Origin of the sequence: Facklamia languida CCUG 37842 (assembly GCF_000245795.1) — a bacterium.
GTDB lineage: Bacteria > Bacillota > Bacilli > Lactobacillales > Aerococcaceae > Facklamia > Facklamia languida.
Map to the genome: position 1 here is coordinate 1,133,856 of NZ_JH601133.1, position 19,663 is coordinate 1,153,518.

The window sequence follows — 19,663 nt, forward strand, 5'->3', positions numbered from 1 at the left end:
GAGGTATCATGACCTACTCAATCCTTTCGACCAGTGATATGCATGCCCAATATCCGAATATAGTATTGGATTTAAAGCAGTTGCAGCCAGATCTCTTGATTGATAATGGAGATTTTTTAATAGGGAATCTTTTCTCTCTTTTTTGTTATTTGAACTATTCAATTAGTCCACTTACACACCTTGCTAACTCTATCCAATACGATGTGATGATTCCAGGTAATCATGATCTAGATTATGGGCTCGACTGGCTAATTCAACAGGTCCATGTTTTGAAGGCGGATTATATCTGCGCTAATCTTTATGATCCTCAAGGAAAAAGGATCTTTAAACCCTATATGCTTAAAGAAACGCGAGATGGCACTCGAATTTTAGTGATTGGCTTAATGACTTCAGCTTTTAGTCGATTGACGCGACCAGAAGTCTTAAGCCAATGCATTGTCAGTTCGGCTTTGGAAAGTCTCAGAGAGGTTCTCAGAGACATTGATCAAGCTGATCTTAAGTATGACCACCTTTGTTTGGCCTATCATGGTGGGATCGTCCAAGATCCATCGAACGGGCAGCTCTGGCATTATCCAAGTGAGGAAGATCAGGCCTATCAGTTGATGCATCAGTTCCCAGAAATTGATAATTTAATATGCGGCCATCAACATCTTGTCAAGGAAGCGGTCCATTCTAATGGAGTTGCGATGGTACAAGTAGGTAGTTATGGCAAGTATTATGGCGAGCAGACTTTCGACAGAGGCAGGTTATTAACCAATCAAGTTCATAAGGCAGAAAGCTTGATGCGCGAAAATTGCCTGCTTAAACCGATCTATGAAGGGGCTTATCAAGAATGGCTACAAATCTCGGTTGATCAAGAGGACTTTATGAAGTATCTGGTTGCGACTTATCCTGCGGATCTCGTTTATATGGATCTCGGAGAGGATAGGACTCTGAGTGGTTTAAGTAAGCAGCTGGTTTTACCTTTTCCTATTCAGCAATACGTCATTGAAGGCTGGCGGCTTATAGACTGCATTTTGAAGAATGAAGAGACTCATCCAATGCAGAGAGTGTCCCAACCCATTGACCAAATTGAAGAAGATAGGGTCTACACTGTGATTGCAACCGATTCACTCTTACCAAGCTACCGAATAAGAGAAAAAATACTCACCCCTGTGTTAGAAGACTATGTGTTGGCGCAGAGAGACCATTTCAAAAGGATTTAAGATTCATTATGAATAGTTGGTTGTGAGGAGTGAGACGGAAAGATCCATAAGAAGCCAAACGAAAGAGCGGTTAGCTTTTGTTTGATCCTGTATAAGTTAAGATTTAGTTGATCCATCCGCTTTCCTCCTAATTCTGTGCTACAATTGAACGGTCGATCCAGATAGGGTCTGTGCTTTAAGAACTAGAATTAAGAAGGAGATCGGATGATGCAAGATCGAAGTATGTTAGTAATTGCGCTCTGTGTGGTGATAGGTATTTTGAGTATTCGAAATTTTAAGATACGGAGTGAGTGCCAATATCCAGCAATGATGACTGCACCTTTGAAGGGGGCCATGGTGATCAGTATGGCTATCCTGGTCTGGGTTGCGCTGACTGTCGGTCGCAGTGTTTTTGACGTGTGGCTGGCCCTGATGTGCGGACTATATCTATTTTCAGTCTGGACGGGACGCGGCATTCATGAGCGTGGCATCTACTACTCGCCCGGTCGTAACCTCTGGCTACGTTGCATTCCCTGGGAAAATATTCAATCCATCGAAATTGATTTGAAAAATGGCTTGCTAGTCTCCTTTGATAGCAAAAAGCGCCCGTATACCTATACGGTCCGGCAAAATTATTCCCCTCAAGCGCTTGACTTCCTCCAGGAGAAAGTTCCTTCAAAGATTGTCTAGTCCTTATCATTCAGAGAAACCTAGTAACGATTATCCAAGGCTAAGCAATCTGCTTGTTCAATCAAAAAGATGGGACTATAATTTTGGTGAGGTAATTGTTAGTCAAGTATCTCGTAATTGAGCCGCAATCACTGAAGGTTGATCAAGGAGGGTGTAATCATTGAAAACCAGTCTTTTATACGTAGTTGCTGCATTGATTGCTTTGTTAATGGGGTTTGTCTGGAAGCTTTGGGCGTATGCATGGATCCCAGTGCTTGTTGCAGTGATTATTAATTTGCTCATCAAGGAAAGACGATTGTCTAAGGAAGAAGATTCCCGGACTAAAATGTAAAATCGAGAGTAGCCCCCCACAAATCAGTGGGGGGTTACAATTATGCGCTATAACGATTCCTCTGATATTTATTAGAAATTAAAAAATCATCTAAAAAATCCTTGCATTCAATCTCGGTTAGTAGTACAATGATTTTTGTTCACAAAAAGTCTCCTTAGCTTAGTTGGTAGAGCATCTGACTCTTAATCAGAGGGTCGTAGGTTCGAGTCCTACAGGGGACATAACCATTGATACGCTTGATGTTTTCGGAAAACGTTAAGCGTATTTTTTGTTTTTAAATTTGCAAAAGGGGCAGATAAGGGGCAAATTATCCAAAGTTTATCTTGTAATTTTTATCTAATATTATAACTGGTGCTTTTAGCTTGTGCGATATTATTGTCTAGAATAATAGAGATACAGTTATCCTTACCAGTTGTTTTATATAAATTAACCATTTCGTTTGGTAATTCCTCAATCCGTGTTGCTCACTCCTCTTATTTTGATAAAATTGCAACATAAAGAGCCCTTGCACGGGCTCTGTCTCACTCATTTACCTGGATGTAGGGAGTGGTTTTTATTAATCTAATTCAACGGCAATTGGATATCTCATAACATCTGAATAATTGCCATCCACAAAGGTACGTAGAGTTAATTCTAAATCTCCAGTCGGTTCAGGAAGCCCCTCATCTGTATGATCGCTAATTGTTAATCTTATTTTCCCCTTTTTGTCAGCAGCAACGCTATCGGACATTGATTTGTTTGTATCATCTACCATATATCCATCAATAGAAATTAACTCAGTTTGGAATGTATAATTTTCATCTGTTTTATTTTCAACCTCAAAGATAAACTCTAAACGGTCATCTTTTTCTTTGAACTCTTTATAGGTAATTTTAAACAGCTCATTGTCAAGGACTATTTGGTTTTCGCCTTCTTCATCGCCTTTCAACTCTTTCAATTCAGCCTGTAGCTCCTTAATTTGAGCTTCAATCTCTTCAATTCGCGCTTGGTTTGGATTGTCTTCAGCTGATACAGACGGAGCAAATCCTCCTAAAGTGAATAAAGTTGCTAATAGTAATAAATTTTTCTTCATGATTTATCCTCCTATAAAATAACTTTCCCAATATTCCTAATATCACTTTCAGGAAAATATCTTTACACTTTTGATTGGTAGATTTAAGAATTGCTTTCTTACCATTAAAATAAAACTTCTTGCACATTACATCGTGACCATTTAATTCCATGATGTCCACTTCGCCATTCTCAACAGCAGGTTGCTTCTTATAGAAGATAATTAAATTCTCTTTAATTAGAGGTTCCATAAAGTCCTCACGTTTCAGTAAACCTCGGTTTGCACCTTTAGGCAAATTAGCGGATATCGTTTCGTAACTGGTGTCACCAGTTATTAATTTACTGGCTTCAGTTAGACTCTTAATGTAAAGTTCAGATTTTTATCCGATATGATTATTCTGCTCGTTAAGCAGGTTTTCAGCAAAGTGGTAAACCTTACGTTGAAGTTGTGGATTGAGTTGGGAGTAGATAAGTGATAAATCAGATTGATCACTGGTCGCTATTATCTTTCCGTCCTTTAATGATTCGATATCAATGGAAAGATTCTCACACATTTTAAATACATTCAATGTTTTGGCATTTAAGACACCACGATCTAAGATTGATAAAACCGTTGTATATGGTAGGTTGGCGTGAATAGCGAATTGTCGAACGCTGCCATATCGATCGTTTATCATTTCTCTTAGCTTATCTTCAACGATCACTCTTTTCTCACCCCTTTCTATCCATATGATACCACACGAAAAATTGTTTAAAACTAAAATTTATATATAAAATAATTTTAATCTTAAATAACTGCGATAATCCGTTTATAGATTAGCTAATTGCTATTCAGCTTTATATATTTAAGAACATAAATATACTTCGTTCAACTCCTATCGGATAATCCCCCCATACCATGGCATCCATTATCAAAAAATAATAGTAGTAAAATATGAGACCGTCCAAGACTTAATGAAGTCAGGGCGAGTCACGTAAAGCCCCCAACTAGTATCTCTGCCCGCAGTTCTCGACCAATCATTCCTGGAAGCATTTTCTTTGCTTCTCTTATCTTATCGTGATAAAGTGAACATAGTCGGATCGTTGAGGATCAATTCTTGACGGATTCGTCGAATATTAATAAAGGAAGTGCATAAGGGATGGCATTTGATTATAAAGATCATGGCAAAGAGCCTTATATCGTCAATATTGAAGATTATTCAGTTGAGAATGAAAACTATCGGACGACGATCTGGACAGGTGACAAGTTACAAGTAACGGTTATGTCCATTGCGACAGGTGATGATATTGGTCTTGAGATCCACCATGGTATCGATCAATTCCTACGCATTGAATCAGGTAAAGGGCTTTGCCAAATGGGGGATGCGGAAGACAATTTGACCTTTGAACAAGAAGTGTCAGATGATGATGCGATCTTTGTTCCAGCAGATACTTGGCATAATGTTACCAACATTGGGGACCAGCCACTGAAGTTATATACCATTTATGCTGGACCAGACCATGTGGCAGGTACTGTCCACCCAACGCACGAAGACGCTGAGAATGATCCAAACGAACATTAAGAGTTGAAGAGTCTCAAGAGTAGCCTTGCTGCTCTTGAGTTTTTTTATTTTCCAGTGTGGCCATTCTTCAAACAAAATCCCCGAAAAGTGCCTGTTAAGACTTGCTTTTCGGGTGTCTTATTTTACTAGTTGGTCGAAATGTTATGGACTATTAAGCGAAGATCGAATGGATTTGGTTTAAGAATTGGCCGGTGCGGTAGTCTTTGCCTTGTAGGAAGAATTTGGCATCTGCTTGACCGTAGGTAAGCTGAGCTTCTTGGGCCAGGTCTTGGGTTGGGTTATTCAGATGGCGGTTGAAGAGGACACGGGTCGTGGTCTGGTCGAATTGGGTTAACATGTCATAGTCGCCCATGCTGTCACCGAAGATGGCCAAAGGACTCTTGCCTTGATGGCGGGGGCTGATCCAGTCCCGGATGACCTGGCTCTTGCCAGGCCCATGGCTCGTATGGGCGGTAGGATCCAGTTGGTTGAGAATCTGGCCTGCAGGATTAAATTGGGTCTGCATGGCATAGATCTGTGACTTGTCTATGGCGGACAATGGACTCCGAGCGACGACCGCTTCCACCAAGGGAAGAGGGCTCGCACTGACTATATAAGGATCAATCCCGTGGCTGATTAAGGCCTGAAATAAGTTGATCATCTCTTCACAAAAGACCATCCCAGCTTGATATGAGACTTCAATCGGACCAATCAGACCTGTTGGGTCCGGTAGACTTGTCCAATGGCGGATTTGCCGGGTTTGATAGCGGGGCTCTTTGAGCATGACTTGAACATGATGGGCCATATCGTCTTGGGTGAAGCCAGTGAAGAAGTAGGTGGATATCCATTGGTTGGGCGCGAAGGTCATATGTCGCATGGCAGTGAAGTAATAAAAAGTCAATTTGGCAGCTAGGTCTTGGTAGTGAGGGTCTTGCGGCTGGGGAATGGCCTGCCCCTTATTTTTTTGCTGCCAGACTTCTTGGTAGCTGATTAAGAGATCGTCGACCAGGTCCTGAAGAATCGCCGCTTGACCAGGTAGTTGTCGATTGAGGATCTCAGGTTGGCAGGTGAGTACTTGTCGCAACTGATCAGGGTCTAACTTGAAGGCAAAGTGGTCGACCAGGTAGGTCATAAAGTGGTCTTCAATATCTCCTGTGATGCAGGTCTCGTCAAAGTCAAAGACCATGTAGGCACGTTGGGACGGATCACTTGCTTGGGGTTGGGCGTGGTCTTGAATAAGCTGGGCCAGTCGTTGGTAGAGGGTAGGTTCCCATTTTAAGGGCTTAAGTGGTTTCATAGGTCTCCTCCTTGTCTGCTTAAGTTGATTATAGCATGAACCGCCTAAGCCTTCGTGAAAATTATGCTTCATATCAGGTCAAAGTGGATTATAATAGAGAGGAAATACTAGGAAAGGGTCTCTATTATGGAATCGACATTAAGACGGACATGGGCGGAAATTAATTTGGACGCCCTGACATATAATTATCAACAAATTAAGGCGCATATTGGACAAGATGTGAAGTTCATTGGGGTGGTGAAGGCAGATGCCTATGGCCATGGATCTGTGACGGTGGCTAAGCACTTGCAGGATTTAGGGGTGGAGTACCTAGCGGTCTCTTCAATTGATGAGGCGATTGAATTGAGGGTTAATTCGATTACCATGCCGATCCTCATCCTAGGGCACACACCTAAGGAACAAGTGGACCGGTTGATCTGCTTCAATATTACCCAGGCTGTGACTTGTGAAGCAAAGGCGCTTGAGTATAGTGAGGAAGCTGTTAAATATGGTGGCCGTTTGAAGATCCACCTCAAGGTCGATACGGGGATGTCCCGTCTAGGCTATCTCTGTGATGGCGACCATTTCAAGACGGGAGTGGAAGGGATTGTCAACGCGGCTCAGTTACCAGGGCTTGAAGCGGAAGGGATTTTTACCCACTTCTCGATGGCGGATGAAGAGGATGAGCGAGCGCATGATTATACCTTGGAGCAATTTAACCTCTTTATGAACTTAGTGACTACTGTTGAGGACCGCTTGGGATGGAAGTTTCCCCTTAAGCATTGTGCCAATACCGGGGCCACTGTCTCTTATCCTCAGACCCACCTGGATATGGTGCGACCTGGTCTACTCTTATATGGCTATGGACCGCATGCTAAGGCTTGGGGTCTCCAACCTGTCATGGCGGTTAAGACCACGGTCAGCACCGTCAAGACTTATTCGGCTGGGACCTTAATTTCTTATGGCGGAACTTACCAGACGCAAGGCGACTATACCCGGGTAGGGGTCTTGCCTTATGGCTATGCGGATGGCTTTAGCCGTAACTTATCGAACCGGTATGAATTGATGAGTGTTCAAGGACCTGTTCCAGTCCTAGGTCAGATCTGTATGGACATGTGTATGGTGGACCTAACCGACAAGTTAGCAGTCGATGTTGGCAGTGAGATTGAGATTTTTGGTCCTTTGAATCCGATTGAGCGGATGGCTGAATTGGCCGGGACGATCCCCTATGAATTGACCTGTAGTGTCTCCAAGCGAGTTCCCCGGATCTATTTGGAACAAGGCCAAGTCCAACACCGCGAACTCTTACTGCGGATGTAGCGATTCTTCTCTATACACCAAGCAAAAACCCCTTAAGTGTTCCCATGGATTGGGCTCGACTTAAGGGGTCTTTAACTAGAAAGGGTAATTATTCGTTGGACTTCAAGGCTTCTAACATATCAACATGACGCAAGCGACGGTTAACGACCCAACCGAGCCCCAACAGGATAACAAAGATGGCAATCACTGGAACAGCATAGGTTCGAAGACCCACATCTAAGGAGAACATCATCTCGGCTGGCGCAATGGTCTTAGCGAGAATGCGGTGGAGCAGTTTACCACTCAATAGCCCCAAGATTACCCCGAGTAGGGAGAGGATCATGGTCTCGCGGTAGATATAGGCGGTGACTTCTCGGTTGAGGAAGCCAAGAACCTTAATGGTTGAAAGTTCACGAATCCGCTCAGCGACATTGATATTGGTCAGATTGTAGAGGATTACGACCGCCAGCAGCATGGAGGCGATGGTTAAGACATTCATGACCAGGTTGAGAGAATCAACCAGGGTATTCACCTGGTGAATGGCACTGGTATTTTGGACGACTGCTTGGATGGCCTCTAGACTCATAAAGTCCGAAGCGATCGCCTGGATGTTCTGAGCTGTCTGGTCCTTGACGGTCAACAAGTAACTATTGGTCTGGAGGGGGTGGCCGAAGACTTCTTGATAATAGTTCCCATTGAGGTAGATGAAGTGGCCGGCATAGAGCTCAGTGATGCCCGCAATCTTAAGGGTATAGGTCCGGCGGAGTGAATCTTCAATTGTGAAGGAATCACCAAGTTCGACATTCAAGATCTTGGCTAGCTTCTCATTGATCAGAACCCCATCGCTTTGGACCTTAAGGCTCGTCTCTGAGTCTTTCTGTGGATCATAGAGTTGGATATAGGGGTCGAAGGTGTCGCCTTCAATCGCCAACAACTGGATGGACTGTTCATCTTCCACACCGGGAATGGATTTGGTGAAGGACTTCGAGTAGACCGGTTGATAGCGGTCAATGCCAGCTTGGTTCAGCTTGGCCTGAAGTTCTTGACGGGCGGTTGCGTCAATGTCTTCCTTCTCGACCACTAAGGCATCGTAACCGATGATGTCGTCAAATTGACGCTCAGCCATCTTGGAGAGCGAGGACTGGAGACCTAATCCAGAGAAGAGGAGGGCGACCGAACCAGCTACCCCGATGATGGTCATCATGCCCCGCTTCTTATAGCGGAAGAGGTTGCGGGCAGTCACCTTCTGGATAAAGCTCAGGCGCCGCCAGATCATGGGGACCCTCTCTAAGAGAATGCTGGACCCCTTAACAGGGGGTTTGGGTAGGAGCAATTGGGCGGGGACTTCCTTTAATTCCTGGTAGGCAATCCATAAGGGAGGCAGGACGGCGACGAGGACTGCACAGAAGATAGCGAAGACTGTGATGGGCCAGTGGAAGTCGAGGGTCATACTGGGTAGGATCGTGTCCGATAAGAGGGTCTTATCCAGGAGATAGGGCAGGAGGTACATACCAGCAAGGACGCCGAGGAGGGTCCCAAGAATACCAGCTGTAAAGCCGTAGCGGGTGAACTTCTTGACCACATCCAGGTCACCATAGCCTAGGGCCTTGAGGATTCCTGCATTGGTCCGTTCCTCACTGACGAACCGGGTCATCGTGGTGACTGTGACCAGACAGGCTACCAGATAGAGAACGACAGGGAACATATTGCCGACTTGGGAGATCCCGTTGGCAGACAGGTAGACCATCAAGTAGCCTTCGCCCCCAGGGATAGTCCGGCGGGTATAGGTATGGTAAGCGGGTTCATTTAGCTTATCCAAGTCACTTTGGGCCTGGTCGAGATCTTCCTCGGCTTGAGCGATGTCGTCCAAGGCGTCAGCTTCCTCTTGGTCATACTTGGCTTGGTTATCGGCTAATTCCGCTTCAGCTTCTTTGAGGTCTGCCTTGTGCTGGTTTAATTCTTCTTCGGCTGCTTCCAAATCAACTTGGCCTTGGTCTACTTCCGCTTGCGCTTCTTGCAAGTCTTGGTAGCCTTGGTCGATTTCCGCTTGACCAGCTTCTACTTGGTCCAAGCCGTCTTGATAGTCTTGACGCTTGCTGGCGAGTTCGGCTTTACCAGCTTGATACTCTTTGAGACCTTGTTGGTAGGCAGCCTTTTGGCTGGTCAGTTGATTGTAACCGGCATTATAGTCATAGACTCCTTGAGAGTAGGGAGCGGCCGCTTGATCAAATTGGGCCTTGTTGGTCTGGTATTGGGCCAAGCCCTGATCATATTCCGCTTGGGCGGTCTCTAAGGCCTGGTATTGCGCTTCTAAGGTCGCTACTTGTGTGAGATAGTCCGAGTTGGACTGGGGGTCAAGGCCTTGGTCTGTCAGTTGGTCCGCTAGGGCTTGGACTTGTGCTTGGCCTTGACTCCATTGGTCCCAGCCCTGGTCCAGTTCTTGTTTGGAAGCATCTAGCTGGTCCTTGGCTTGGTTTAATTCATTAAGGGGACCGATGAGTTCTTGGTAGGCTTGGTCGAGTTCTTTTTTGGCCTGGGCTAATTCTTGGTCGGCCTGGTCAATCTGAGCCTTGGCCTGGTCGAGTTCGTTCTTAGACGCTTGGAGTTTTGCTTCTCCTTGTGCCAGTTGGTCAGCGGCTTCTTGGAGCTGTGGGCGTTTCGCATCTAATTCTTTTTGGCTTGATTCGAGGGTGGCCCGATTTTGGTCAATTTCTTTTTGGCCATCGACTATTTCCTGCCGGCGCTCTTTTAATTCTTTTTCCCCGTCTGCAATTTCTTGCTTGGCCTTGTCAATCTCTTCTTGGCCTTCTTGCAGTTGGTCCTTGGCCTCGGCTAGGTCCTCCTTGGCTTGGTCGATTTCGTCTCGCCCATCTTGAATAGCTTCTTTTCCCTCCTGCCGAAGGGTGATCAGCCGGTCGGGTCCATTATCTGCCAGCCTTGTATCTAGGTCAGCCTGGTGGTCCTGGACCCGGTCACGGTAGTCATCGGAGAAGGCAGGCAGGCCGCGCAGGTCTTGGTAGCACAAGCGGGCGATGGTATAGGCTTCCATGTCGAAGCAAGTGGCTGGAACTACTGCATAGCCAGCTAGAGTCCCTGATCCTGAAGCGGCAGGTCCGAGCTCCACATTGGAGATTATTTCGGGTGAATTGACGAAACCAGTGATGGTAAACCGGTGGGACTTTAAGAAATCGCCCGATTCGGTCGCTTCTTCATCCAGGGATGGTTTGTCCGGCAGGTCTGCATTCGAGGTTGCTTCACTCAACTCAATGGTATCTCCCACTTGATACTGGCCTCGCATAAAGGAAGCCAGGGCAATTTGGTCTGGCTGGTTGGGGAATTGGCCTTCAACCAATTCGAATTGGGAGATGGATTGCGTTTGGGAGAAGACCCGGATGGCATCCGACTGGTCCTTGATCACCGTATCTAAGAAGTAGCCAAATTCAACTTGGGCTTGAGGGGCCAGGGCCTCCAGTTCGGCTTGGTCTTTGGCATCTAGACCATAATCTGATAAGACCGCTAAGTCCATAGCCTGATAGCGGTCCATATAGTCGGAAGTGGTCGCATCGATGTTCGGGCTGGTTACTTTTAACCCGACTAGGCCAAAGGCTCCTAGCGCCATCAAGAGCAAGATCGACCAAAACCGTCCCTTAGATTCGGTAAAGGAACGCAGGATGGTTTGGTTGAGGGTTCGCTTGTGCATGAGTCCACGCTTCTTTCTAATATTCGAGGCTGGCAATAGATTGGGGTTGGGCATTCAATTCGATCGACTTGATCTTGGCGTCATGCATATGAATGACCCGGTCCGCAATGGGTGCCAGGGCTTGGTTATGGGTGACGATAATCACGGTCGCATTGTCACGGCGGGACATATCCTGCAAGATCTGGAGGACCTGTTTACCCGTTTGGTAGTCGAGCGCCCCTGTCGGTTCATCACATAGGAGGAGCTTCGGCTTCTTGGCAATGGCCCGAGCAATGGAGACCCTTTGCTGTTCACCACCTGATAATTGGGCGGGAAAGTTGTTCATTCGGTGGGCGAGCCCAACTGACTCCAGCGCTTCTTCTGCGTCCTGAGCATCCTTGACAATTTCAGAAGCCAGTTCGACATTCTCCTTAGCGGTTAAGTTGGGAACCAGGTTGTAGAATTGGAAGACGAAGCCGACATCATCCCGGCGGTAGTAGGTCAATTCTTGCTTGTTATAAGTCGCAATATTTTGCCCATCGATCAGGATGTCCCCTTCATCACTGGTATCCATGCCCCCCAGGATATTCAAGACGGTTGACTTGCCGGCTCCTGAAGCACCGAGGATGATCACTAATTCACCTTTTTCAATTTCAAAAGAAAGGTCGTTATTGGCGATGATTTCACTTTCTCCGGATTGGTAACGTTTGAAGCAGTGCTTCATTTCAATATAGGCCATGGTCTTCTCCTCACTTTACTTAAATAGACAACGTGTTGATTTATTCTTGACCTTACTTTATAATAAAGTCAGATAAATTTCAAGCAGATTGACCGGTGAAAGGAGGCTGTCATGAAGCAAATTCGCCAAACGAAGACCAAAGACGAATTGAAAGCGGCCCTGACGCAGCTGATGCGGGAGAAGGACTTTGATGCAATTACAGTATCCGATATTACCCGACAAGCGGGCATTAACCGGGGGACCTTCTACTTACATTACACGGACAAGGCCCATTTCATTGACCAGATGGTTCAAGAGATCTTTGACCAGGTTATGGACCAATTACCATTCGGCACGGACAAGGACCAGTGGCTCCCGCAAGTGGTGGCGGTCATGACCTTTGTCAAGGATGATTTTGATTTTATCCATGCGATGACGATCAATCGGCCGAGCTATCTGACGGATATCTTACATGTCTTTCTCGATCAGATCGTCGACCGGGTACCTGACTTGAAATCTCGCTTAGCAGACCAAGCCTACTTGCCAGAAGATTACGCCCGCGAGGTCTTCTATGCTTCTTGTATCAGCATCATCCTCCATTGGGTCAAGAAGGGTGGGGTGGAGAGTCCTGAGGAAGTGGCGAAGATGTTCTTGTGGACCCTCTAAGACTAGCTATTGGCCAGTGGGTAAGGTAGAATAAGTTTGATTAATTTAAACTAAAGGGAGTGGGAATGATGGGAATGAATACGGAAGATATCTTTTTGCGGTTAGAGAACTTTAAGGCCACTCACCGCGATGATTATGATTCAGAAGAAGAAATGGTCCAAGCCTTTATCGAACAATATAACACCAGCCTTGAAGAAGGCGAGAGTGCCTTCATGTCCGATGACCGGATCGAAGCCATGGAATGGTACCAAGATGCAGCCATGACCGACGACCCGGACCAGGCTCTCATCAAGTTGAAGAAGGCTCTGGAATTAGACCCAACCAATTTAGATATTAAGCTAGCCATCTATCTCGAAGAAGAAGAGGATGACCAGACCTATATTTCCCTGCTGGAAGCGGATCTTGAAGCCTATTACCGCAACCACCGGCGTGAATTAGCAGAGAGCGGCTATTTCGATATTGATAATCGCCCCTATTTCCGTTGTCTGGCCCATGTGGCAGGCTATTATAAGAAGGAATTACGGTATGATAAGGCGATCAACTACTTTAAGCAGCTTTTGAAGTTGGATGACCGTGACCCGCTGGGAGTCCGTTATGGCTTGATGGGAGCTTATGTGAATAGTTTTGACTTCCGTAAGGCCCGGGCCCACTATAAGAAATATGACCGCGACCACCAGGATATCCAATTGATGGCGATGATGATCGTCGCCATGTGGTTAGAAGGTGATGAAGCTTTTGCGGCCAAGTTGATTAAGAAAGTAGTTGAATTGAGTCCAGCCAGCCGGCTCTTCTTTGAAGAAGAATTTTATGACATTGATTGTGTCTTTGATTATACCTTAGAAGAGTCTTACAGTCTGAATAGTCCCGAGGCTTTTGCCGTAGGCTTGATGGAAGTATCTACCCTCCTGCAACAGTCTCAATTGATGTACCGCTTTATCAAGGACACTGTGGAACAAGCGGACCCGCAAGAGAAAAAATCAGCCAAGTCCGGCCAGACCAGCCAAAAAGCTTTAGCAGAAGACGATCAGGCAGTATCAGCGACAAAGCCTGATGCAAGTGACAAGAAAGCAAAGTCTAAGGCTAAAAAGTCGAAAGATAAGCCAGCTCCCGCTGAAGCAAATTCGGAGGTCTTCCAAGGGATCGCCCCCCAATATGTTCATTTATTACAAGAAGCCGGCTATCAAGATATCGAAGACTTTAAGGACCTTTCACAGGAGGACATTCTGGCAATTGATGGGGTTGGGCCGTCGACCCTGGAAAAATTAAAAGCAAACGGTGTTCAATTTAAATAATTAGAAAGGGGTGGAGGGCTTCTAGACTTTGAGATTGAAGCCCTCCACCCATCATAGATGATTAGAGGAGGAAGCAGACTTGCTTGAGACGTTTTTTCAGCTTTAGCTGTTTATGTATCGACCAGTATTGACTATCTGGTCATTCTATTGATTATCTTTAGTCAGGCTCACCACCGTTGCCAGAGTTCCCAAGTTTATTGGGGACAGCTTCTCGGGACAGGAATTCTAGTTGCAGTGAGTTTGGTGATTGCTTATCTGGTCCACTTTGTACCGGAAGATTGGATGATCGGCCTCTTGGGCTTGATTCCCTTGTATTTAGGGATTCGCTACCTGGTTAAAGGAGAAGAGGAAGCCGAGGAAGAGGAGATTATCGACCAACTCAACGCCCGACCTTCTAACCAGATGTTCTGGACAGTGGCCTTAATTACGATCGCTTCTGGGGGAGATAATTTAGGCATTTATATTCCCTACTTTGCTTCGATTGAGCTGGGGCAAATCATTACGGCCATTATTTTATTCGCCATCTTTACAGTCAGTTTGTGCTGGCTGAGCCAACGCCTGGCCCGCCTCTCTTTTATGGAAGAGACGCTGGAGAAGTACGAGCAGATTATTGTCCCTGTTGTTTTTATCGGTTTAGGTACCTATATTCTCTGGGAGAATCAAACCTTCCAAGCCCTATGGAATCTTTTTGCCTAAGCCCCTGATCGCTTCAGTGGCTACAACATATTAATGAAAATAAAAAACACCGAATGTGAAATCATCCAAAGGCGAATGGCCTTTAGTATAGATTTCGGATTCGGTGTTTTGTTTTTGGTAATGGACTTGTTGCTTAGTAGCCCAAGTATTTCTAACTGGTCATGCATGTTACAAGGTGATCCCCCAAGTAGATAGAGCCTTAGATTCGGATCTGGGTCCACTTGCCCTGCTTGAAGCGGTGGCGGTTGAATATAAAGCGTGTGAATTGGTCGGAGAAGATCCCCAGCCAAATTCCGACAAGTCCCAGATGGAAGATGTTGACCAGGCTGAGTGTCACCAGCGTCCGAATGATGGACACAGACAGAATCCCTACAAAGAGGGTATATTTAACATCCCCACCCGAACGAAGGCAACCCGCATAGATGATTTGAGAGATCTGTAAGAGGACGATCACTAACATAAACCGGGTTACCATGACCCCGGTCTCAATTAATTCTGGATCCTTGAAGTAGATAGCCATAATATTGTGACCGAAGAAGAGGACAAAGATCGATAAACCAACGGACATGGCAAAGCCGATTCGTTGACAAACTTGGCCATAATTAATGGCCTCTTGCCGGTCGCCACTACCCAGAGCCCTACCAGTTAGGGCGACTGCCGCTACTTGCATCCCATCCGCAAAGGAGAAGCCGAGACTTAAGAGGTTCATCCCTGCGTTGTGGACAGCGAAGGCACGGGTTCCCAAGCTGGCTGCTGAGAGCGCTGTGGCTAGAAAACCGATCCGCATGGCTAGGTTTTCTAAATAGATATTTGAAGACAATTTCAATATATGCCGGCTGGTCTCCCATTTAGGGCGTAACTTCTCCTTGAGGATGTATTGTAATTTAATCAAGGTATCATGGCGGATTAAGGAGTGGATGCTCATGATCATAGCCACTACAGTTCCCAGCACGGTCGCGAGGGCAGCTCCTTGAATCCCGAGGGCCGGGAAGCCCCATTTACCATTAATCAGGACATAATTAAAGAAAATATTGACGATTGAAGAGGTGAGGTTGGTGATAAAGGCAATTTTGGTATTACCACTCCCTCTTTGGGCGGCGTTGATGCACATGGCGACCACGTTGAAGATCATTCCACCCATAATGATCACATAGTAATCGATGGCTGCTTGGTGGGTATCCGGTTGACTGCCTGCTAACCGCATCAGGTCACTGGCAAAATAGACCGTTAAGATACTGACAAAGATACAAAGGACCAAGACCAGCGTCATAGCCGAGACCAGGACTTCATTGGCTCCTTTGCGGTCCTTTTGCCCGCGGCGTCGAGCGACGAGTGATGAGACCACAATATTGATGGAGATGAAGATCGCCAAGGCAATAAATTTCGGCTGGGTCGTCAATCCTACAGCCGCTATGGCATAGCTTCCGATGCTACCAACCATCATGGTATCAATCATCCCCGCTAAAGCGATAAAGAAACTTTCCAACACTGAAGGCCAGGCCATTCGTAGGGCCGTGGCGTAATATTTTTTTGCTTCCATAATTCCCTTCATTCTAAATTTATTTTCGATTTCAACTGAAAAACACGATTACTTCCATGGTAACGGAATGATTGAATGATTGCTATGATTATGCTTATCTTTCGTAGTGATCATTAAAAAGTCAGTCCCAATGATTAATTAGAGGTACCGATCTCCGAAGCGATTTTTTTCCGGGCGGTCCCCAGTGAAGATTCTTCGCTACGCCCTGCTTTTAAACGGATTGACACAACCCGACTTTAAAAGCGCTAACAATTCACATCATTCTTGTTTTTTGATAAGATTAAGAGGAAGAAAAAGCTGTTGGAGATTGGTAAATGAAAGGCTATGAATGAAGGAGGAATTATGATGAACTATTTGATACAAGCGTTTATTCGTGGGATAGGGCCCTTGGTTGTGATGTCCGCAATTTCGCTCCTAATGAAAAATCAAGGCAAAGCCCCCCAAGAAGTGAAAGGTGTCTTCATATCCGGTTTGATTATGACGGTGGTTGCCGCTGCGTCTGTCCTCTATGAAATCGAAGGGTGGACCTTCAAAAAACAACTGATTGTTCACCATCTTGCCATGCTGGTCACCGTCTATCCACTCCTCCTTGTATCCGGCTGGTTTAGGGTGAAGACCTGGGTAGACGCTCTCATTGTCCTAGGGATATTCTACTTAGTGGGACTGGCTATTATCGCTGGCTTTTATCTCTATTCCACTTTTATTAAGCGGTAAGATTCGGTTGCGATTTTCTCCTCAACCTCAATCAACTCCTCAATCGCATCTTTTTTGACTCGATTTAGCGCATTTGACAGCCTTTAGCTGTATTTATAAGAGCTAGAAATAGTCAATAAAGGAGGAATGGCCAAAACCCAAATTTTATCGAGGTATCATGTTTGGCATCGGACTTCTGGGGAAGATAACTACAAGAAAGTGTGTAGAGGGGAGAAGGAAGCGATGCATGGGCGTAACAATCAACTGCGAGAAGGAACGGCACTGGTGAAGGCCAGCCGTTCACAAGCTACAGGAACTGGTCAGGGTGATTTATCGCTGGCGAATCAGTGCGATCCTATCATGCAAATGAGGATCATCTATCGGAAGGAGTCAAAGACAGGCGAGAAACAAGAGGAAAAGGGCGATTATTTGAAACAGCGCCATGACCTTTTTCCGATCTTTAAAAATGAAAGATGGCAGCCACTCATGATTCACAGCGCGTCTCCTCGAACCGGGGATAAGCTAGAAGCTATGAGCCATGACAAGAAGCCCGGTCCAAAGAGTGTAAAGGATGTGGCTCAGACTGAAATCCTTGCCGCAATCTTCCAGCATGTGTCCTGGCTGACTTACCAGCAGCTAGCCATTCTACAGGTCAATTATTTAATGACGTTAAGTCTCAACCAAAATCTCGGATCCCATCCTACTAGGCGTTAGAGGATGAAGTATGGATCCTAGACAGATCTATCATATTATTTGCCTCCATTAAGAAGGCTTTCTGACTTGATTAAGTGTGAATCTTTAGCAAGGAGGAGACCATCAAGAAGCGGTTAAGTCATTAACGGCTTCTTTTTGTTTAATAAAGCCTATCGCATGATAGATTAGAATCTTGTCGTCATAGCGATTACATGGTATACTGCAAAAGAATTTGGGAAGATTATTATCAACCAAGTGATGCGACTGGACGGTCTTTCCCTCGATAAGCCTCGACAACTGAAGCGAAAGCGCAGGGCCTAATGTCGGACGTTTATCAGGGAGAACCAGATAGAGGGGAGGAAGCGATGAAGGGGATTGAATTAGCTAAAGAAGTGCTTGTGCAAGAAGTAGCAGCCTTGGTAGTTGTGCGGGATCAAGAGGTCTTGTATGTTCGTCATGGGGGTGGCTTGCGTCCCTTGTTTGACCTGGTTCAGGAAGTGGGTCAGGACTTGGCGGGCAGTGTCATAGCGGATAAGTTAACGGGTCAAGCGGCGGCGCGTTTGTACCAGGAAGTTGGAATTGTAGAAGTATTTGCTTATACCATGTCAGCCAAGGCGAGAGAGATTCTAGACCAAGCGGGGATTAAATATCAGACAGATCGAATCGTGGACAAGATTATGAACCGTACACAAGACGACCTTTGTCCCATGGAGAAGATTGCCGAAGGATCTACAAGCAACCAAGAAATGATGGCTAAGATTCAGGCGTTCTTTGATCAAGTAGACCTAAAAAAGCACAAAAATTAGGAGGAAATTAATATGAGAAATCAAACGAGACAATTAGTATTCAGTGGCCTATTTATCGCAATGGGAGTCGTTCTGCCCATGGTCTTCCATCTCTTCGGTGGGGCAGGTCCCGTCTTCTTACCCATGCACTTACCGGTTCTAATCGCTGGTTTAGTCCTATCGCCTGTTTACGCCCTCGGGGTGGGGGCTTTGACACCGATCTTGAGTAGCCTCTTAACGGGGATGCCACCGGTTTATCCAATATTAGTGATCATGGTCTTTGAGTTAGCCTGCTATGGCTTCGTGATGTCCTTGTTGGTTCACAAGTACCGCTGGAATGTCTATCTGGCCCTGATCACATCTATGATCGTTGGGCGAGTGGTGGCAGCCCTGGTGGTGGCCATTCTGATTGCTGGCTTCAACCTACAATTCATGCAGCCAATTCCTTACTTCATGAGCGCAATCTCAACGGGCATCTTAGGTATTGTGCTTCAACTCCTGATCGTTCCAGCTTGCGGTTACCTCTTGAAGAAATACATGCCAGAATTTGAAGTGGCTTAAATAAGTCAAAGGCTGAGTTTGAAACTTGGCCTTTTTTGTTGGTTGGCTTGAATGGACGGAATAAGGAGGTCTCATCATGCGACGTGTTTGGATTGATACGGACCCAGGGCTGGATGACGCGGTAGCGATCGCCCTGTTAGCAGCCACTTGCTCGTGGGAAATTGTGGCCCTATCAGCAGTAGGGGGTAATACTTGCTTGCCGATTGTCAGTCAAAATCTGGTCAACATCGCCCGCCAATTGGACCTAAAGGCGCCTATCTTCAAGGGCTTAGACCGGAAGAATCGGTATATGATCACTAGCCACACTGGATTGAAAAACCAAGGGCGATTAGGTGCCAGATCAGAAGCTGACCGCAAGCCAGCCCCCAGCTGCGATCAGGAGCGTTCCTCAGTTGGGGATGAGGCTCTTGATCAATTGATCCAGCTTCTTAGGACCAGTCCAGGCCCAATTACCCTACTGACTTTGGGTCCTTTGACTAATGTTCAGTACGTAATCGACCAAGCTCCCGACTTAATCGACAAGCTTGACCAAATCGTGATGATGGGAGGCTGTTTGGATCGGGGCAATTACGGTGATGGGGTGGAGTTTAACTTCGGCTTTGACCCGCAAGCAAGTCAACAAGTTTTGGCGGTCAGATGCCCTAAGACCATTATTCCATTAGAAGTTGGTAAGCAAGTGGCCTTTACCATGGATGCACTCAGGGACTGGCCAGTCTGGCAAGCGATTCAACCCTTCGTCCAACCCTTCTTACTTGACCAGCATAAAGGACAAGAGCCACAAGCCATCAAGCTCTTTGACCTTATGGCAGCCGCTTATTTAGTTCAGCCTTCAGCCTTTGACCAGGTGGCGCTTAGCTTGACAATTAATGAACAAGCTGCCATCCTACAAGATAAGCAAGCGGGCTCCCTTGTTCACTGGGCCCAAGCAGTTGATTCCAAGGCGATCTGGGACTTGATGAGGAAGTGAGG

At 46.0% G+C, this 19,663-nt stretch carries 19 protein-coding genes, 1 tRNA gene and 1 pseudogene; 14 read left to right on the forward strand and 7 right to left on the reverse strand.

Annotated elements, in window-relative coordinates:
- Nucleotides 1–8 precede the first annotated feature (8 nt).
- The 4 genes from HMPREF9708_RS05220 (at nt 9) to HMPREF9708_RS05230 (ending at nt 2,426) form a co-directional block, all read left to right on the forward strand.
- Nucleotides 9–1,205, forward strand: a complete 1,197-nt coding sequence (locus HMPREF9708_RS05220; protein WP_006309172.1) for a metallophosphoesterase — start codon at nt 9–11, stop codon at nt 1,203–1,205.
- Nucleotides 1,206–1,427: 222 nt separating this feature from the next.
- A complete protein-coding gene (locus tag HMPREF9708_RS05225) occupies nt 1,428–1,874 on the forward strand; it encodes a hypothetical protein (protein ID WP_232215545.1) in 447 nt (148 codons plus the stop codon).
- A gap of 160 nt (nt 1,875–2,034) precedes the next feature.
- On the forward strand, nt 2,035–2,205 hold the full coding sequence (locus HMPREF9708_RS08300; RefSeq protein WP_156798781.1) for a hypothetical protein: 171 nt from the start codon (nt 2,035–2,037) through the stop codon (nt 2,203–2,205).
- Between the two features lie 148 nt (nt 2,206–2,353).
- Nucleotides 2,354–2,426: transfer RNA gene (locus HMPREF9708_RS05230), tRNA-Lys, on the forward strand.
- A 335-nt stretch (nt 2,427–2,761) separates the two neighbouring features.
- Here the strand turns inward: HMPREF9708_RS05230 and HMPREF9708_RS05235 are convergent.
- The 3 genes from HMPREF9708_RS05235 to HMPREF9708_RS05240 all read right to left on the reverse strand — a co-directional run bounded on the left by HMPREF9708_RS05235 (nt 2,762) and on the right by HMPREF9708_RS05240 (nt 3,959).
- Entirely contained in the window at nt 2,762–3,277 is a 516-nt protein-coding gene (locus tag HMPREF9708_RS05235; protein WP_006309174.1) for a hypothetical protein, read from the reverse strand.
- Entirely contained in the window at nt 3,207–3,506 is a 300-nt protein-coding gene (locus HMPREF9708_RS08690) for a S24 family peptidase (RefSeq protein ID WP_198004233.1), read from the reverse strand. Before HMPREF9708_RS08690 ends, HMPREF9708_RS05235 begins: the two co-directional genes overlap by 71 nt.
- Nucleotides 3,507–3,635: 129 nt before the next feature.
- Nucleotides 3,636–3,959, reverse strand: coding sequence for a hypothetical protein (locus HMPREF9708_RS05240; protein ID WP_006309175.1), 324 nt, complete (start codon nt 3,957–3,959; stop codon nt 3,636–3,638).
- Between the two features lie 435 nt (nt 3,960–4,394).
- Here HMPREF9708_RS05240 and HMPREF9708_RS05245 point away from each other — a divergent pair, with 435 nt between their 5' ends.
- Complete coding sequence (locus HMPREF9708_RS05245; protein WP_006309177.1) at nt 4,395–4,817, forward strand: cupin domain-containing protein; 423 nt, start codon at nt 4,395–4,397, stop codon at nt 4,815–4,817.
- 151 nt (nt 4,818–4,968) lie between these two features.
- Here HMPREF9708_RS05245 and HMPREF9708_RS05250 read toward each other — a convergent pair whose 3' ends face one another.
- Nucleotides 4,969–6,093, reverse strand: coding sequence for an HAD family hydrolase (locus HMPREF9708_RS05250; RefSeq protein ID WP_006309178.1), 1,125 nt, complete (start codon nt 6,091–6,093; stop codon nt 4,969–4,971).
- A 126-nt stretch (nt 6,094–6,219) separates the two neighbouring features.
- Between HMPREF9708_RS05250 and alr the strand changes: the two genes are divergently transcribed.
- Complete coding sequence (alr, locus tag HMPREF9708_RS05255; protein WP_006309179.1) at nt 6,220–7,392, forward strand: alanine racemase; 1,173 nt, start codon at nt 6,220–6,222, stop codon at nt 7,390–7,392.
- A gap of 88 nt (nt 7,393–7,480) precedes the next feature.
- On the opposite strand, the gene HMPREF9708_RS05260 is transcribed toward alr, so the two are convergent.
- Both HMPREF9708_RS05260 and HMPREF9708_RS05265 read right to left on the reverse strand, forming a co-directional pair.
- Nucleotides 7,481–11,071, reverse strand: a complete 3,591-nt coding sequence (locus HMPREF9708_RS05260; RefSeq protein WP_006309180.1) for an FtsX-like permease family protein — start codon at nt 11,069–11,071, stop codon at nt 7,481–7,483.
- A gap of 16 nt (nt 11,072–11,087) precedes the next feature.
- Entirely contained in the window at nt 11,088–11,789 is a 702-nt protein-coding gene (locus HMPREF9708_RS05265; RefSeq protein ID WP_006309193.1) for an ABC transporter ATP-binding protein, read from the reverse strand.
- A gap of 111 nt (nt 11,790–11,900) precedes the next feature.
- On the opposite strand from HMPREF9708_RS05265, the gene HMPREF9708_RS05270 reads away from it, so the two are divergent.
- The 3 genes and pseudogenes from HMPREF9708_RS05270 to HMPREF9708_RS05280 all read left to right on the forward strand — a co-directional run.
- Entirely contained in the window at nt 11,901–12,434 is a 534-nt protein-coding gene (locus HMPREF9708_RS05270) for a TetR/AcrR family transcriptional regulator (RefSeq protein ID WP_006309195.1), read from the forward strand.
- Nucleotides 12,435–12,499: 65 nt separating this feature from the next.
- A complete protein-coding gene (locus HMPREF9708_RS05275; protein WP_006309208.1) occupies nt 12,500–13,726 on the forward strand; it encodes a helix-hairpin-helix domain-containing protein in 1,227 nt (408 codons plus the stop codon).
- A 90-nt stretch (nt 13,727–13,816) separates the two neighbouring features.
- Nucleotides 13,817–14,422 (forward strand): annotated as a pseudogene (locus tag HMPREF9708_RS05280) (CadD family cadmium resistance transporter); the annotation flags it as partial.
- 199 nt (nt 14,423–14,621) lie between these two features.
- On the opposite strand, the gene HMPREF9708_RS05285 reads toward HMPREF9708_RS05280, so the two are convergent.
- Nucleotides 14,622–15,962 (reverse strand): MATE family efflux transporter, encoded by a 1,341-nt coding sequence (locus HMPREF9708_RS05285; protein WP_006309211.1) that lies wholly within the window; start codon nt 15,960–15,962, stop codon nt 14,622–14,624.
- Nucleotides 15,963–16,307: 345 nt separating this feature from the next.
- On the opposite strand from HMPREF9708_RS05285, the gene HMPREF9708_RS05290 reads away from it, so the two are divergent.
- The 5 genes from HMPREF9708_RS05290 (at nt 16,308) to HMPREF9708_RS05310 (ending at nt 19,661) form a co-directional block, all read left to right on the forward strand.
- Nucleotides 16,308–16,676 carry a DUF3021 family protein gene (locus HMPREF9708_RS05290; RefSeq protein WP_006309212.1) on the forward strand — a complete coding sequence of 123 codons (369 nt, stop codon included), beginning with the start codon at nt 16,308–16,310 and terminating at the stop codon, nt 16,674–16,676.
- Between the two features lie 126 nt (nt 16,677–16,802).
- Nucleotides 16,803–17,369 carry a hypothetical protein gene (locus HMPREF9708_RS05295; protein WP_040447798.1) on the forward strand — a complete coding sequence of 189 codons (567 nt, stop codon included), beginning with the start codon at nt 16,803–16,805 and terminating at the stop codon, nt 17,367–17,369.
- A gap of 299 nt (nt 17,370–17,668) precedes the next feature.
- Nucleotides 17,669–18,154: a DUF1893 domain-containing protein gene (locus HMPREF9708_RS05300; protein WP_083826864.1), complete on the forward strand. Its 486-nt coding sequence runs from the start codon at nt 17,669–17,671 to the stop codon at nt 18,152–18,154.
- A gap of 12 nt (nt 18,155–18,166) precedes the next feature.
- Complete coding sequence (locus HMPREF9708_RS05305) at nt 18,167–18,694, forward strand: ECF transporter S component (protein ID WP_006309215.1); 528 nt, start codon at nt 18,167–18,169, stop codon at nt 18,692–18,694.
- Between the two features lie 76 nt (nt 18,695–18,770).
- Nucleotides 18,771–19,661: a nucleoside hydrolase gene (locus tag HMPREF9708_RS05310; RefSeq protein ID WP_006309216.1), complete on the forward strand. Its 891-nt coding sequence runs from the start codon at nt 18,771–18,773 to the stop codon at nt 19,659–19,661.
- The last annotated feature ends 2 nt before the right edge of the window (nt 19,662–19,663 follow it).

Coding starts and splice junctions, on each gene's coding strand:
- HMPREF9708_RS05220 (WP_006309172.1), top strand. CDS start 9: ATGACCTACTCAATCCTTTCGACCAGTGATATGCATGCCCAATATCCG.
- HMPREF9708_RS05225 (WP_232215545.1), top strand. CDS start 1,428: ATGTTAGTAATTGCGCTCTGTGTGGTGATAGGTATTTTGAGTATTCGA.
- HMPREF9708_RS05235 (WP_006309174.1), bottom strand. CDS start 3,277: ATGAAGAAAAATTTATTACTATTAGCAACTTTATTCACTTTAGGAGGA.
- HMPREF9708_RS08690 (WP_198004233.1), bottom strand. CDS start 3,506: ATGGAACCTCTAATTAAAGAGAATTTAATTATCTTCTATAAGAAGCAA.
- HMPREF9708_RS05245 (WP_006309177.1), top strand. CDS start 4,395: ATGGCATTTGATTATAAAGATCATGGCAAAGAGCCTTATATCGTCAAT.
- HMPREF9708_RS05250 (WP_006309178.1), bottom strand. CDS start 6,093: ATGAAACCACTTAAGCCCTTAAAATGGGAACCTACCCTCTACCAACGA.
- alr (WP_006309179.1), top strand. CDS start 6,220: ATGGAATCGACATTAAGACGGACATGGGCGGAAATTAATTTGGACGCC.
- HMPREF9708_RS05260 (WP_006309180.1), bottom strand. CDS start 11,071: ATGCACAAGCGAACCCTCAACCAAACCATCCTGCGTTCCTTTACCGAA.
- HMPREF9708_RS05265 (WP_006309193.1), bottom strand. CDS start 11,789: ATGGCCTATATTGAAATGAAGCACTGCTTCAAACGTTACCAATCCGGA.
- HMPREF9708_RS05270 (WP_006309195.1), top strand. CDS start 11,901: ATGAAGCAAATTCGCCAAACGAAGACCAAAGACGAATTGAAAGCGGCC.
- HMPREF9708_RS05275 (WP_006309208.1), top strand. CDS start 12,500: ATGATGGGAATGAATACGGAAGATATCTTTTTGCGGTTAGAGAACTTT.
- HMPREF9708_RS05285 (WP_006309211.1), bottom strand. CDS start 15,962: ATGGAAGCAAAAAAATATTACGCCACGGCCCTACGAATGGCCTGGCCT.
- HMPREF9708_RS05290 (WP_006309212.1), top strand. CDS start 16,308: ATGAACTATTTGATACAAGCGTTTATTCGTGGGATAGGGCCCTTGGTT.
- HMPREF9708_RS05295 (WP_040447798.1), top strand. CDS start 16,803: ATGGCCAAAACCCAAATTTTATCGAGGTATCATGTTTGGCATCGGACT.
- HMPREF9708_RS05300 (WP_083826864.1), top strand. CDS start 17,669: ATGTCGGACGTTTATCAGGGAGAACCAGATAGAGGGGAGGAAGCGATG.
- HMPREF9708_RS05305 (WP_006309215.1), top strand. CDS start 18,167: ATGAGAAATCAAACGAGACAATTAGTATTCAGTGGCCTATTTATCGCA.
- HMPREF9708_RS05310 (WP_006309216.1), top strand. CDS start 18,771: ATGCGACGTGTTTGGATTGATACGGACCCAGGGCTGGATGACGCGGTA.